The 12,324-nt window shown below is 60.8% G+C and carries 15 protein-coding genes; 6 read left to right on the top strand and 9 right to left on the bottom strand.

Features of this window, described 5'->3' with window-relative positions:
* Positions 1-3: 3 nt before the first annotated feature.
* Positions 4-651, bottom strand: coding sequence for a GntR family transcriptional regulator (locus tag ACR0JI_RS08220; RefSeq protein ID WP_209504233.1), 648 nt, complete (start codon positions 649-651; stop codon positions 4-6).
* Between the two features lie 100 nt (positions 652-751).
* On the opposite strand from ACR0JI_RS08220, the gene ACR0JI_RS08215 reads away from it, so the two are divergent.
* The 3 genes from ACR0JI_RS08215 to ACR0JI_RS08205 all read left to right on the top strand — a co-directional run bounded on the left by ACR0JI_RS08215 (position 752) and on the right by ACR0JI_RS08205 (position 3,002).
* Positions 752-1,396 (top strand): pyrimidine 5'-nucleotidase, encoded by a 645-nt coding sequence (locus tag ACR0JI_RS08215; protein ID WP_480476564.1) that lies wholly within the window; start codon positions 752-754, stop codon positions 1,394-1,396.
* An 86-nt stretch (positions 1,397-1,482) separates the two neighbouring features.
* Positions 1,483-1,731 (top strand): hypothetical protein, encoded by a 249-nt coding sequence (locus ACR0JI_RS08210; RefSeq protein ID WP_480493421.1) that lies wholly within the window; start codon positions 1,483-1,485, stop codon positions 1,729-1,731.
* Positions 1,732-1,805: 74 nt separating this feature from the next.
* The gene (locus ACR0JI_RS08205; RefSeq protein WP_480476560.1) at positions 1,806-3,002 is read left to right on the top strand and encodes a UbiH/UbiF family hydroxylase; all 1,197 of its coding nucleotides are present in this window, start codon (positions 1,806-1,808) and stop codon (positions 3,000-3,002) included.
* Positions 3,003-3,014: 12 nt separating this feature from the next.
* On the opposite strand, the gene ACR0JI_RS08200 is transcribed toward ACR0JI_RS08205, so the two are convergent.
* Complete coding sequence (locus ACR0JI_RS08200) at positions 3,015-4,142, bottom strand: aminotransferase class V-fold PLP-dependent enzyme (protein ID WP_480476558.1); 1,128 nt, start codon at positions 4,140-4,142, stop codon at positions 3,015-3,017.
* Positions 4,143-4,372: 230 nt separating this feature from the next.
* Between ACR0JI_RS08200 and ACR0JI_RS08195 the strand changes: the two genes are divergently transcribed.
* The gene (locus tag ACR0JI_RS08195; RefSeq protein ID WP_480493423.1) at positions 4,373-5,074 is read left to right on the top strand and encodes a GntR family transcriptional regulator; all 702 of its coding nucleotides are present in this window, start codon (positions 4,373-4,375) and stop codon (positions 5,072-5,074) included.
* Positions 5,075-5,080: 6 nt separating this feature from the next.
* Here the strand turns inward: ACR0JI_RS08195 and ACR0JI_RS08190 are convergent, their stop codons facing one another.
* Both ACR0JI_RS08190 and ACR0JI_RS08185 read right to left on the bottom strand, forming a co-directional pair.
* On the bottom strand, positions 5,081-5,539 hold the full coding sequence (locus tag ACR0JI_RS08190; protein WP_209504239.1) for an Lrp/AsnC family transcriptional regulator: 459 nt from the start codon (positions 5,537-5,539) through the stop codon (positions 5,081-5,083).
* Positions 5,536-5,991 (bottom strand): Lrp/AsnC family transcriptional regulator, encoded by a 456-nt coding sequence (locus tag ACR0JI_RS08185; protein WP_480476554.1) that lies wholly within the window; start codon positions 5,989-5,991, stop codon positions 5,536-5,538. Before ACR0JI_RS08185 ends, ACR0JI_RS08190 begins: the two co-directional genes overlap by 4 nt.
* A 131-nt stretch (positions 5,992-6,122) precedes the next feature.
* Between ACR0JI_RS08185 and ilvC the strand changes: the two genes are divergently transcribed.
* Complete coding sequence (gene ilvC, locus ACR0JI_RS08180; protein ID WP_480476552.1) at positions 6,123-7,145, top strand: ketol-acid reductoisomerase; 1,023 nt, start codon at positions 6,123-6,125, stop codon at positions 7,143-7,145.
* Between the two features lie 46 nt (positions 7,146-7,191).
* Here ilvC and ACR0JI_RS08175 read toward each other — a convergent pair whose 3' ends face one another.
* Positions 7,192-7,647, bottom strand: a complete 456-nt coding sequence (locus ACR0JI_RS08175; RefSeq protein ID WP_480493425.1) for an SRPBCC domain-containing protein — start codon at positions 7,645-7,647, stop codon at positions 7,192-7,194.
* Positions 7,644-7,943 (bottom strand): ArsR/SmtB family transcription factor, encoded by a 300-nt coding sequence (locus tag ACR0JI_RS08170; protein WP_480493426.1) that lies wholly within the window; start codon positions 7,941-7,943, stop codon positions 7,644-7,646. Before ACR0JI_RS08170 ends, ACR0JI_RS08175 begins: the two co-directional genes overlap by 4 nt.
* Before the next feature lie 90 nt (positions 7,944-8,033).
* On the opposite strand from ACR0JI_RS08170, the gene ACR0JI_RS08165 reads away from it, so the two are divergent.
* On the top strand, positions 8,034-8,936 hold the full coding sequence (locus ACR0JI_RS08165; protein ID WP_267363378.1) for a DMT family transporter: 903 nt from the start codon (positions 8,034-8,036) through the stop codon (positions 8,934-8,936).
* On the opposite strand, the gene glmM is transcribed toward ACR0JI_RS08165, so the two are convergent.
* From glmM to ACR0JI_RS08150, 3 genes are read right to left on the bottom strand one after another with little or no spacing between them, the layout of a single operon-like run.
* Positions 8,933-10,276 (bottom strand): phosphoglucosamine mutase, encoded by a 1,344-nt coding sequence (gene glmM / locus ACR0JI_RS08160; RefSeq protein WP_480493427.1) that lies wholly within the window; start codon positions 10,274-10,276, stop codon positions 8,933-8,935. The genes ACR0JI_RS08165 and glmM overlap by 4 nt on opposite strands.
* A gap of 33 nt (positions 10,277-10,309) precedes the next feature.
* Positions 10,310-11,308 carry a dihydropteroate synthase gene (gene folP, locus ACR0JI_RS08155; RefSeq protein ID WP_480493429.1) on the bottom strand — a complete coding sequence of 333 codons (999 nt, stop codon included), beginning with the start codon at positions 11,306-11,308 and terminating at the stop codon, positions 10,310-10,312.
* Complete coding sequence (locus ACR0JI_RS08150; RefSeq protein WP_480476542.1) at positions 11,305-12,225, bottom strand: dihydroneopterin aldolase; 921 nt, start codon at positions 12,223-12,225, stop codon at positions 11,305-11,307. The genes folP and ACR0JI_RS08150 overlap by 4 nt, the downstream gene beginning before the upstream one ends.
* Positions 12,226-12,324 lie beyond the last annotated feature (99 nt).

Genomic DNA, 12,324 nt, shown 5'->3' with positions numbered 1-12,324 from the left:
TAATCACTTGTCGCGGCGACTTGCGTCCTGTTTCAGGCGCGTCATGAACGCGATCGAGATATGATCCTTGAGCGCCCGCCCCGCCGCCTCTTCATCGCGCGCGGCAATGGCTTCGACGATGCCTTTATGTTCGCTCTGGGCAATCTCTCCGCGCCCCTGCACGGCCAGCGATGTGGTCGCCATCAAGGCCATAGTCCGGTGCACCAGATCAAGCTGCTGGACAAGGTAGCGGTTGTGCGAGGCCAGATGGATCTGTTCGTGAAAGCGCCGGTTGGCACGTGACAGCGCCATCGGATCGCCCACCAGCTTGTCATCTTCGAGGACCATGTCGTGAAGAACCCTGATCTCTTCCTCGGTGGCGTGTTTGGCGGCCAGCCGCGCGGCGAGCCCTTCCAGTTCGCGTCGCACGATATAAAGCTCGGCCATCTGGTTGTGGTCCAGCGACGCCACGATCAGCGACCGCCCGTCCCGTTCCAGTAGAGACTGGGTTTCCAGGCGTTGCAGCGCTTCGCGGATCGGGGTGCGCGACACCCCGAACCGTTCTGCCAGCTCGCTTTCCACCAGACGATCGCCGGGCTTGTAGACGCCGACATCAATGGCTTCGAGTATCAGGCTATAGGCATCCTTGGTGGGGGATCGGGTCTGGCTCATGGGGTATTCTGTCTCCTCGTTCGGACATGTCTATCCGTCTCTGGGGGCAGCAATCAAGTACGGCATTGAAATCACCCGGCCCGCGCCCTAAACCCAAGCCATGGTCAAACCGTCCTTCAGTCATGTCACGCAATGGGTGTTCGATCTGGACAACACCCTCTATCCGCCGCATATGCAGCTGTTCGATCAGATCGAAGTTTTGATGACGGATTACGTGGTGCAGGCCATCGGCGTCGACCGGGCCGAGGCCGACAGGCTGCGCGGGCAGTACTGGCGCCAATACGGCACCACGCTGGCCGGGTTGATGGCCGAACATGATCTGGACCCCGAGCCTTATCTGCACGCGGTGCATCAGGTGGATATGAGCCATATGGACCCGGATGCAGAGCTGGCCGATCACATTCGCGCCCTGCCCGGACGGCGCATCGTCTACACCAATGGCAGCGCGCCCTACGCCGAGCGGGTCTTGCAGGCGCGCGGGCTTTCGGGGCTGTTTGATGCAATCTATGGCGTCGAACATGCCGGGTATCGGCCAAAGCCCGAGAAAGCCGCCTTTGAAGCCATCTTTGCACAGGATGGCATTCAGGCTGACAAGGCCGCGATGTTCGAGGACGACCCGCGTAATCTGGCCGCCCCGCATGAGATGGGAATGCGCACGGTTCATGTCGCCCCGGACCCGCATGAGGCCGATCACATCCACCATCACACGGACGATCTGACCGCATTTCTGGCCCGCCTGCGGTAGCCTGTCACACTGCGACGATCCGTACGTTCTGCACCCGCATGCGCAGCCCTATATGCGCTGGAGCGACGAACAGAACGGAGAGCCCCATGAGCGCGATCGATATGCCCGGACGCCTGCCGGTTTGGCAGCGCCTTTTCTTTGCAATTCCGGTTTTCGGGTGGCTGGCCCGCGACGCGGCCAACGGCAAGGCGGAGGACCTGTATTACACCGTCGGCGCGGTCCTCAGCATGTGGGGCTGTTCCGCCATGGTGTTTGGCCTTCCTGGCCTTTACATCCCTGCCCTGATGATAGTGCCGGTGATGTTCCTGGTCCTGATCCTGATCTCACGCGGCTGAGATACGGGACAGGATGTCACTTGGCGCAGGGGGTGGAACCGAACTAGGGTCTGCCCGAGATGATGAGAGGCGCCATGACTGACAGTTGTGACATCCTGATTTCCGGCGGTGGAATCGCCGGTCTGACCGCAGCGGCGGCGTTTGGAACCGCCGGGTTTGACGTGGTGTGCGTAGATCCCGCGCCACCGATCACCGAACGGGATGTGGACGGGTCCGACCTGCGCACCACCGCCTTTCTGCAACCTGCGCGCGGCCTGCTGGAGCAATGCGGCCTGTGGGCGCGGCTGGATGCCCATGCGGCCCCCTTGCAGATCATGCGTATTGTCGATGCCGGGGGGGACGTGCCCGAACCCCGCGTCGTACGCGATTTCAACGCCGCTGACATTTCCGAGCAACCGTTTGGCTGGAACCTGCCCAACTGGCTGTTGCGCCGGGAAATGGTCGCGCGGCTGGCAGAGCTGCCGAATGTCGATTTCCGCCCCGGCACCGGCACCGTCAGCCTGTTCACCCGCACTGCCGAAGCCCGCGTTGGCCTGAGCGACGGCAGCCGCATCCGCTGCAAGCTGGTGCTGGCCGCAGATGGGCGCAACTCTCCCATGCGCGCGGCCGCCGGTATCAAAGTGCATACAACGCGGTATGGGCAGAAAGCGCTGGCGTTCGCGGTGACGCATCCCGTACCGCACGAGAATGTCTCGACCGAGATACACAGGTCTGGCGGGCCGTTCACATTGGTTCCGCTGCCCGATTGGCAGGGGCAGCCCTCGTCCGCCATTGTCTGGATGGAACGCGGGCCAAATGCCGTTGACCTTTTGACCCTTGATGCCGAAGCGTTTGAGACTGCGATGACAGAACGGTCCTGTGGCCTGTTTGGCCACTTGAAGCTGGCATCGCGCCGGACCATCTGGCCGATCATCAGCCAGTCCGCGGAACGGCTGGCGGGTGAGCGCATTGCCCTGATGGCCGAGGCCGCGCATGTGGTGCCGCCGATCGGCGCGCAGGGGCTGAACATGTCATTGGGCGATCTGCGCTGCCTGCTGGATCTGGCGCAATCCCAGCCCGAAGGTCTGGGCGACGCGCAGATGCTGGACGCATATCACAAGGCGCGCCACACCGAGATCGAGATGCGGGTCAAAGGGATCGACCTGCTGAACCGCGCCTCGATGATCGAGGCGCGCCCGCTGCGGGATGCGCGCGCAATGGGGCTGAGCGCGCTTTATTCTCTGCCCCCTGTGCGCAAGACGCTGATGCAGATGGGCCTTGGCGTTCGCTAAGGCCCGGCCTGTTTACAGAACCTGATCCAGCACGCGTTTCAGGCGCGCGATGGTGGCGTCTACATCATAAAGCTTGTCCAATCCGAACAGGCCCAGACGGAAGGTGCTGAAGCCTTCGGGTTCGTCACATTGCAGCGGCACCCCGGCGGCAATCTGCATCCCCAGAGCGGCAAATTTCTTGCCGTTCTGGATTTCGGGGTCCGAGGTGTAGCTGACCACAACGCCGGGTGCGCCGAAACCGTCAGCCGCCACCGAGACAATGCCATACTCCTTCAACATCGCCCGCACGCCGTCGCCCAATGCCCATTGCGCCTTGCGCAGCTTTTCGAACCCGTATCCCCTGGTTTCTGCCATGGTGTCGCGGAAAGCCAGCAGCGCATCGGTGGGCATCGTGGCGTGATAGGCGTGACCGCCATTTTCATAGGCCTGCATGATCTGGCGCCACTTTTTCAGGTCGATGGCGAAACTGTCCGAGCTTGTCTGTTCCAGACGCGCCTCGCCCCGTTCGGACAGCATGACCAGACCGGCACAAGGCGATGCGCTCCAGCCCTTTTGCGGGGCCGAGATCAGGACGTCGACGCCGGTGGCTTTCATATCCACCCAGGCACACCCGGATGCGATGCAATCCAGCACCATCAATGCACCCACTTCATGCGCCGCGCTGGCCAGGGCGGTCACATAGTCATCCGGCAGGATGACACCTGCCGCCGTTTCAACATGCGGTGCGAACACAACACCGGGTTTCTGTTCGCGAATCGTTGCGACGACCTCGTCAATCGGTGCGGGCGCAAAGGGGGACGGGCTGGTATTGCCGGTCTCGCGCGCCTTCATCACGGTGGTCGAGCTGGTCAGGGCGCCGCTTTCGATGATCTGGCTCCAGCGGTATGAAAACCAACCGTTCCGAACCACAAGGACATCCGCCCCGCGCGCGAATTGCCGGGCGACCGCTTCCATCGCATAGGTGCCACCGCCCGGAATGACGGCCACCCCGTCTGCCTTGTACACCTCTTTCAGCATGGCCGAGATGTCGCGCATTACCCCCTGAAACTTTTGGGACATGTGGTTCAGCGAGCGATCGGTGAATACGACCGAGAATTCTTCGAGCCCGTTCGGGTCAACGTTTTTCAGCAAGGCAGGCATATGGCGTCCTTTCAATATCGTCAGTGCAGTCTTGGTCTCTTTACCTTGGCCAGTAAAGCCATTTCGCGACAAAAAGTGACGCCACGGAATGCGGGTAAAATCGGCCTGTTTGGTGCTGTAGGACGCTGGGAACACAAGAAAATGACGCCAACCAGTGTCACTTCCCCTTTACACTTCTGCTTGCTTCTGAACAGATGCGCACACTTTTTACTTGAAGGGATATTTTTCCTGTGACGATTCATAAGCGTATTAACTTCCAGTCCGTTCGAGATGAAGTAAAACGACGTATTGAAAGCCGCGTGTGGCCTCAGGGATCTTTGCTGCCGACCGAAACGCAACTGGCGGAAGAATTCAATTGCGCCCGCGCGACGGTGAACCGCGCCCTCAGGGAACTGGCCGATCAGGGTTTTATCGAACGCAAGCGCAAAAGCGGTACGCGGGTCAAGAAAGAACCCAGCAAACACGCCAAGCTGGAATTCTCGCTGGCGCGACAGATGGTCGAAAGCCAGAATGCCGCCTATCGCTATGCGCTGGTGGAACGGACTGTCGAGGCCTGCCCCCGCTGGCTGTCCTCTCAGCTTGACGTCCCCGCCGAGACGCGGGTTCTGCATGTCGTCTGTATGCATTACGCAGACAACCGCCCGTTCCAGCTTGAAGAGCGCTGGATCAATATCGGAACCGTCCCCGATGTGGAAAAGGCCGACCTGACCCAGCAAGGACCGCATGAGTGGCTGTTGAATGCCGCTCCATTCAACGATGCCGAGGTTGCGTTCTGCGCGATTTCCGCTGATGCAAGGCTGGCGGAATTCATGGGAACCACGGCGGGCGCGCCGATGATCCAGATGGAGCGCACCACATGGAAAGAAGACAAACCGATTACGTTTGCCCGCCTGACCCATCATCCCGGATATTACATCCGCACCAGATACTAAGGCAGGTCACCCAATCGGTCCCGGCAGCCGTTCCTCGCTCAGCAGAACATTCGCTTCGACATCGCCTGCGCCGGGCAGCGTCATGATCCGGCGCCGCAACACGCGTTCAAAATCGGACAGGTCCCGCGCCACGACGCGCAAACGGTAGTCGTACAGACCCAGAACATGCTCGACAGTCTGAACTTCAGGGATGGCGCTGACGGCGCGTTCGAAATCCTCAAGGCTGATCTGGCCCTTGCGCGCCAGCTTGACCCCCAGAAACACGGTCACGCCAAAGCCGAGCGCCTCGGCGTTCAGGCGCAACCTTCGGCCCTTGATGATCCCGGCGTCCTCCAACCTGCGGATACGCCGCCAGGTGGCGGGTTGAGACAGATTGAACCTCCGACCCAGGGCACCTGCGCTTTGGGTGGCGTCCTGTTGCAACGCACGCAGCAGACGGCGGTCAATCTCGTCCAACTCGATCATACCGGCAACACCTCGTCCCGTTTGACCCGCGCGATATGCATCAGCGCTTCGATATCGGCGATATGCGGCAGGGTCAGGATCCGGTCTCGATAAAGCTGCTGATAGTGCTTCATATCCCGCGCTATGACCGACAGGCGGACATCCACCCGGCCCAGAAAGGTCTGGATTTCGATCACCTCGGCCACGTTGCGGGCCTCTTCCATGAACTCGTCAAAGGCGCGGGCCTGTGTCTTGTCCAAGGTGATCCGAAGCGAGACTTCGACAGCATAGCCCATCGCGGCCCAGTCGATCACCGCCTCCTGCCCTTCGATGATCCCGGCCGCCTGCATCTTTTCCAGCCTGCGCCAACAGACACCAGCGCTGATCCGGCACAGATCGGCAAGTTCCGCGGTGGTCAGGCTTGGGTTGGCCTGAAAATGGCGCAAAATGCGCCGGTCGATATCGTCAAGCATGATTTTTTCAGTTTTTTTCGCTTTCAAGAATTATTCTTCATCTTTTTCACAAATACTCAAGCCCAACCCTATCGCCAATCGGACGCCCGGCAGGTAGAACCGCCCCAACCAAACCAGAAAGGACCGGCAAAATGCGCGTCTATTACGATCGCGATTGCGACATCAACCTGATCAAAGACAAGAAAGTGGCTATCCTGGGCTATGGCAGCCAGGGTCACGCCCACGCGCTGAACCTGCGCGACTCGGGCGCCAAGAACCTGGTCATCGCCCTGCGCGAAGGCTCGCCCTCGGCCAAGAAAGCCGAAGCAGAAGGTCTGGAAGTGATGGGCATTGCCGAAGCGGCTGCCTGGTGCGACGTCATCATGTTCACCATGCCCGACGAATTGCAGGCCGAAACCTACAAGAAATACGTTCATGACAACATCAAGCCGGGCGCGGCCATCGCCTTTGCCCACGGCCTGAACGTCCACTTCGGCCTGATCGAGCCGAAGGACGGCGTTGACGTCATCATGATGGCCCCCAAAGGCCCCGGCCACACCGTGCGCGGCGAATACACCAAAGGCGGCGGCGTGCCCTGCCTGGTCGCGGTTCACAACGATGCAACCGGCAAGGCGCTGGAAATCGGCCTGTCCTACTGTTCGGCCATCGGTGGCGGCCGTTCGGGCATCATCGAGACCAACTTCCGCGAAGAATGTGAAACCGACCTGTTCGGCGAACAGGCCGTTCTGTGCGGTGGTCTGGTCGAACTGATCCGCTGCGGCTTTGAAACTCTGGTCGAGGCCGGTTACGCACCCGAGATGGCCTATTTCGAGTGTCTGCACGAAGTGAAGCTGATCGTTGACCTGATCTATGAAGGCGGCATTGCCAACATGGATTACTCGATCTCGAACACGGCTGAGTATGGCCAGTATGTCACCGGTCCGCGCATCCTGAAATACGACGAGACCAAAGCCCGCATGAAAGCGGTTCTGGACGACATCCAGCAGGGCAAATTCGTCCGTGACTTCATGCTGGAAAACGCCGTTGGCCAGCCGACCATCAAAGCGTCGCGCCGCGCCAATGACGAGCATATGATCGAAGAGACCGGCGCCAAGCTGCGCGGCATGATGCCGTGGATCTCGGCCGGCAAGATGGTCGACAAAGAAAAGAACTAAGTCTGACCGATGTCAGGCAAAGGGCGGCCCAGGCGGTCGCCCTTTTTCATTTTAAGACCGCTTTGGCAAAGCGTTCACCCAGAACGATATCCCATCCCGTATCGTAGCCGCCGCGCTTTTCGGGCGCTTCCCCTGCCCAGACGTCCCAGCCGGAATGCGTCAGGGTGACTTTGGCCTGCCCCGAACCGCAATCCTCAAAACGCACATCGACGCGCGTAGGAGAACCGCTGTTGGTGCCCGGATGCCAGGTGAATGCCACGGATTGGCCGGGATCAATTGCCAGCACCTGACCCCAGTCAGCACGGGTTCCGTCGAACATGACCTCATAGACCGCGCCACCGATCCGGGGTTCAATAACCACGTCCCTTGCCGGTTGCCCCTGCGATGCGGAAACCGCGTGGCTGTCCAGCGGCCACCATGTCCCGATGCGGTTGACGAAGATGTCGAAAGCACGCTCAGCAGAGGCGCTTACGACAATTGTCTTGACTATCGGGTCTGTCATGGCCTCTCTCCCGCTCTGTTCACCTCATCTGCAAAGCTGTTCATCACGTCGCTCCAGTAACGGTCGAGCCATCTGCGCAGCTCTGCCAACCCCTCGGGGCGCACCGCATAGATCCGGCGCGTCCCTTTCGCGTGGCATGTCACCAGCCCAGCATCAGACAGCACCTTGAGATGTTGTGAGACGGCCGGTCGGCTTACCGGCAGCTTTGACGCAAGTTCGCCCACTGCCTGAGGCTGGCTGGCGACGGCTTCGAACACCTGCCTGCGGGTCGCATCGCCCAAAGCTGAAAATGTCATATCGTAAGTCATTTCTTACGGTAAGTGGAAACTAACATAAAGTCAAGATCAGCCCGTGACACCGGCGCGCACGCGGGATAAGGGGATGGAATGGTTGAACAACCCACGAAGCAGGACTGGAGCGGCGTTTTCACGCTGGGGCTTATTTGGGGCGGCACATTCATGGTCGTCGCGATGGCATTGGAAGGCTATGGCCCGATTACCGTGGCGACATCGCGCACCACTTTGGGTGCGGTGACATTGCTTGTCCTGATGCGGATCACCGGGCGCCGTATGCCGGTTTTGACACCCGCGCTGACAACATCAATCCTGCTGATTGGCGTGTTGTCGACTGCGGTGCCTTTCATGCTGCTCAGCTGGGGGCAGCAATATGTACCCTCGGCCTTTGCAGGGCTGTCCATGGCCGCAATTCCGCTGATGGTGCTGCCGCTGGCGCATTTCTTTTCAGATGAGCCGCTGAACCTGCGTCGGTTTCTGGGCGTGTGCCTTGGGTTTTCCGGCGCATTGGTCCTGATCGGACCCGGTCTGGCAAAGCTGGGTCAAGGGACCGAGCCGCTGGCGCAGCTGGCCTGTATCTCGGCTGCCCTCTGCTATGCCTCGACATCGATCCTGACGCGGCGCTGCCCGCCGGTCGAGCCGCTGGCGTTGGCCGCGCTGACCCTGCTGGTCGGCGCTGTTCTGCTGGTGCCCATCATGCTGCTGGTCGAAGGTGTCCCTACTTGGCAGGGCAACCGCCCATCGCTGGCCCTGATTGTCCTTGGGCTGATCCCCACAGCTTTCGCCAATTTGCTGCGGGTTTCGATCACCCGCAGCGCCGGATCGGTGTTTTTGACGCTGGTGAATTATCAGGTGCCGATCTGGTCGATGGTGTTCGGGGCCTGGATCCTGTCCGAGGCCCTGCCCCTGCGATTCTACGTCGCCCTGGCCCTGATCCTGACGGGCATGGCCATCAGCCAGTGGTTCAGCCTGCGCAGGGTTCTGTTCGGGCGCTAGCCTGCGGCGGCTTCGACCTCGGCCACGATACTGTCGACGACCTGTAACAGCAGCGCGTCATCCTCGCATTCGGCCATGACGCGGATCAGCGGCTCGGTGCCGGATTTGCGGATCAGCAACCGGCCCTGCCCGTTCAGCCGCGCCTCGGCATCGGCAATGGCAGCTTTAACGCTTTGAACTTCAAGCGGAGTTTGACCGTTGGCATAGCGGACGTTCTTCAACAGCTGCGGCACGGTTTCGAACTGCTTGGACAGGTCCGAGGCTTTGCGACCGGACAGAACCATCTCGGCCAGGAAATGCAAGCCGGCCATCAGGCCATCGCCGGTGGTGGCATAATCGCTCATCACGATATGACCGGATTGTTCACCGCCCAGGTTGAAGCCGCCTTCGCGCATGCGCTCGACCACATAGCGGTCGCCGACAGCCGTGCGTTCCAGTCGCATGCCGTGTGACGAGAGGTGCCGTTCGAGCCCCAGATTGGACATCACCGTGGCCACAAGGGCATCGCCTTTCAACTGCCCGGATTTTTTCCAGGCCGTCGCCAGCAGCGCCATAAGCTGATCGCCATCGGCGACCTGACCGGTCTCGTCGACGATAACAACCCGATCCGCGTCGCCGTCCAGACAGACACCAACGTCAGCGCCATGCGCCACGACGGTTTCGGCGGCCAGTTGCGGCTTGGTCGATCCGCAGTTGAGGTTGATGTTCTTCCCGTTGGGCGAAATCCCGATCGGGATCACGTCTGCACCCAGTTCCCAAAGAACCTCGGGCGCGGTGCGGTGGGCGGCGCCATTGGCACAGTCGATCACCACCTTGAGACCATCCAGACGCACATCGCGCGGCAGCGAGGATTTCACACGCTCGCCATATCTGAACCGGGCGTCATCAACACGACGCGCCCGTCCGATATTCTGGGCCTGAGCAGGCCGGACACCTTCGTCGATCAGCTTTTCGATGTCGATCTCGGCCTGATCGGACAGTTTATAACCGTCGGGACCAAAGAACTTGATGCCGTTGTCCTCTGCCGGGTTGTGGCTGGCCGAGATCATGACACCCAGATCGGCCCGCATCGACCGCGTCATCAGGCCCACCGCAGGCGTCGGAACCGGCCCCAGCAACAGCACATTCATTCCCGTTGACGTCAAACCGGCGGTCAGCGCGTTTTCCAGCATATAGCCGGACAGGCGTGTGTCCTTGCCGATGACGACCCGGTGCACACCGGTCGCATCACGCCGGAAATAGCGCCCCACCGCAGCCCCGATGCGCAACGCCATTTCCGCCGTCATCGGATGCGTGTTGGCCGTGCCCCGCACCCCGTCGGTTCCGAACAGCTTGCGCATTGGTGTCACTCCGTGATTTTCCGTGAGACCGGATTACCGGACAGCGGCCCATAGACGCAAGGCCTGAGCGGTCTCGGCGACGTCGTGAACGCGAATGATCTGCACGCCCTGAGACAATCCGGCCAAAGCCACAGCAATTGAACCCGGCGCGCGGGCAGTCTTGTCAGGCTCCCGTCCAATTGTTCCGATAAAGCCCTTGCGGGACACGCCCAGCAGGATCGGGCAGCCAAGCCCGTGAAACAGGCTGAGATTGCGCAGCAAGGTCAGGTTGTGATCCTCGGTCTTGCCGAAACCGATACCTGGATCGACGATGATCAGGTCGCGCCGAAGCCCCAAGTTTTCCAGCAGAGCGATCTGGGTTTCGAGGAAGTCATAAACATCCAGCAACACGTTGTCGTAGCTGGGGTTTTCCTGCATCGTGGCTGGATCACCCTGCATATGCATGACGCAGACCGGTGTGCCCTTGTCGGCGCAAAACGGTGCCAATTCGGGATCGAACGTGAACCCCGAGACATCGTTGACCAGCCCCGCGCCCGCCGCACACGCCGCTTTGGCGACGCTGGCTTTGCGGGTGTCGATTGAAATCAGGGCATCCGTTTGTGCGCGAATCGCCTCGATCACCGGGCGGGTGCGGGCAATTTCCTGATCTGCCGGAATGAAATCCGCGCCCGGGCGCGTTGATTCCCCGCCGATATCCAAAATGGTGGCCCCATGCGCCACCATCCTTGCAGCGGCATCGCGGGCGGCCTCGACCGAGCTGTGAACACCCCCGTCCGAGAAACTGTCAGGCGTGGTGTTGAGAATGCCCATGATGTGCGGCACCTGCATATCCAGCCCGGCGATGGGTGCGCGCGGGCGGGTCAACCGCTCCAGCGCCCCACCGGGAATGTCCGATGCTGCCATGATCTGCGGTGCGGTATCGCGCCCAAGCGCTTCGACATGGGTAAACCACAGGGGCTGACCGGCCAAAGAATACGCGCCAGCGGGCCGGGTCTGGCCGTGCTGAACCAGCGGTCTGAAATAGATGCTCACAATTCGGCCTGATCCACGGCCACAGCCCGCAGGGGGGTTTTGGGCGTTTTCGGCAATTCGCCGCCGATGACCATCATTTCACTGGCTTCAAAGGTCGCCGCAAACCATGCGGCCAAAGCCACGGCGTCGGATGGTGCGGCAGAAGGACCATCCACCGCGTCCAGAACGATCTTGGACGGGGCCCAGACACAGATCTGGCCGTTCTTCATGGCCCAGTCCAGTTCTGTCCGGGTTGAAACCACCTTGCAGCGGTGATCGCGCGCGGCCAGAACCCACGCGTTCTGCTCGATCGCCAGCAGGTCAATCCGGCGCTGTGTCATTGCGTGGCCGGTTTGCGGCGCAGCCAAGTCTGACGCCCCCACACACAGGATCAGCGGGCGCTGTCGGTTCTGCAATTGGTCGATCCACCCGGTCAGATTGTCCGAGGCGATGGCGTCATTCGACAAGTAGACCAGACGGGGATGCGGGCGATCTTCCTCGGTCACATCATGATGAACCGAGTCTTTCCCACGCACGATCTCGACCCCGAGAGCGCCCGGACCGCGATCCAGTTTTTCGATGCGAACAAAGACCCTTACAGCCTGTGGTTCATGCAAGATACGTTCGGCTACACGCTCGGCCAGGGTTTCAAGCAGGTTCAGACGCTCGGCCGCGAGTTCATAGGCAATGGATTCCGTCACCCGGTCATAAGACAGGATGCGATCCACATCGTCGTCAATCGGGTCGGTCAGGGGCCGGACTTCGACGACGATATTGAAACAGATCCGCTGGGTTGTTCCCCGCTCGGCCTGAAACGCACCGATTTCAACCTCGACAATATGGTCGCGCAGGGAAATGCGATCCAGCGGCCCTCGGGGCGAGGTCGCCTCGGACCGTTCGGTCGGGTGCGCAAATGCCAGTCGGATTTCAGAACTCATGGGTCCGGCCTTTTCGGCTTGTTGCAGGGCTTGCCCTCTATAGGCGTTGCAAGGGCCTATAACATTCAAACAAACGCCATTCCAACCGCCGAATGCGGC

This window comes from Ruegeria sp. N10 (genome assembly GCF_056531545.1).
The sequence above is the reverse complement of the archived record's forward strand: the minus strand, read 5'-3'. Positions and strand labels throughout refer to the sequence as shown.

What these genes read in the sequence shown, in the direction of transcription:
- ACR0JI_RS08220 (WP_209504233.1), bottom strand. Translation starts at nt 651, where the DNA reads ATGAGCCAGACCCGATCCCCCACCAAGGATGCCTATAGCCTGATACTC.
- ACR0JI_RS08215 (WP_480476564.1), top strand. Translation starts at nt 752, where the DNA reads ATGGTCAAACCGTCCTTCAGTCATGTCACGCAATGGGTGTTCGATCTG.
- ACR0JI_RS08210 (WP_480493421.1), top strand. Translation starts at nt 1,483, where the DNA reads ATGAGCGCGATCGATATGCCCGGACGCCTGCCGGTTTGGCAGCGCCTT.
- ACR0JI_RS08205 (WP_480476560.1), top strand. Translation starts at nt 1,806, where the DNA reads ATGACTGACAGTTGTGACATCCTGATTTCCGGCGGTGGAATCGCCGGT.
- ACR0JI_RS08200 (WP_480476558.1), bottom strand. Translation starts at nt 4,142, where the DNA reads ATGCCTGCCTTGCTGAAAAACGTTGACCCGAACGGGCTCGAAGAATTC.
- ACR0JI_RS08190 (WP_209504239.1), bottom strand. Translation starts at nt 5,539, where the DNA reads ATGATCGAGTTGGACGAGATTGACCGCCGTCTGCTGCGTGCGTTGCAA.
- ACR0JI_RS08185 (WP_480476554.1), bottom strand. Translation starts at nt 5,991, where the DNA reads ATGCTTGACGATATCGACCGGCGCATTTTGCGCCATTTTCAGGCCAAC.
- ilvC (WP_480476552.1), top strand. Translation starts at nt 6,123, where the DNA reads ATGCGCGTCTATTACGATCGCGATTGCGACATCAACCTGATCAAAGAC.
- ACR0JI_RS08175 (WP_480493425.1), bottom strand. Translation starts at nt 7,647, where the DNA reads ATGACAGACCCGATAGTCAAGACAATTGTCGTAAGCGCCTCTGCTGAG.
- ACR0JI_RS08170 (WP_480493426.1), bottom strand. Translation starts at nt 7,943, where the DNA reads ATGACATTTTCAGCTTTGGGCGATGCGACCCGCAGGCAGGTGTTCGAA.
- ACR0JI_RS08165 (WP_267363378.1), top strand. Translation starts at nt 8,034, where the DNA reads ATGGTTGAACAACCCACGAAGCAGGACTGGAGCGGCGTTTTCACGCTG.
- glmM (WP_480493427.1), bottom strand. Translation starts at nt 10,276, where the DNA reads ATGCGCAAGCTGTTCGGAACCGACGGGGTGCGGGGCACGGCCAACACG.
- ACR0JI_RS08150 (WP_480476542.1), bottom strand. Translation starts at nt 12,225, where the DNA reads ATGAGTTCTGAAATCCGACTGGCATTTGCGCACCCGACCGAACGGTCC.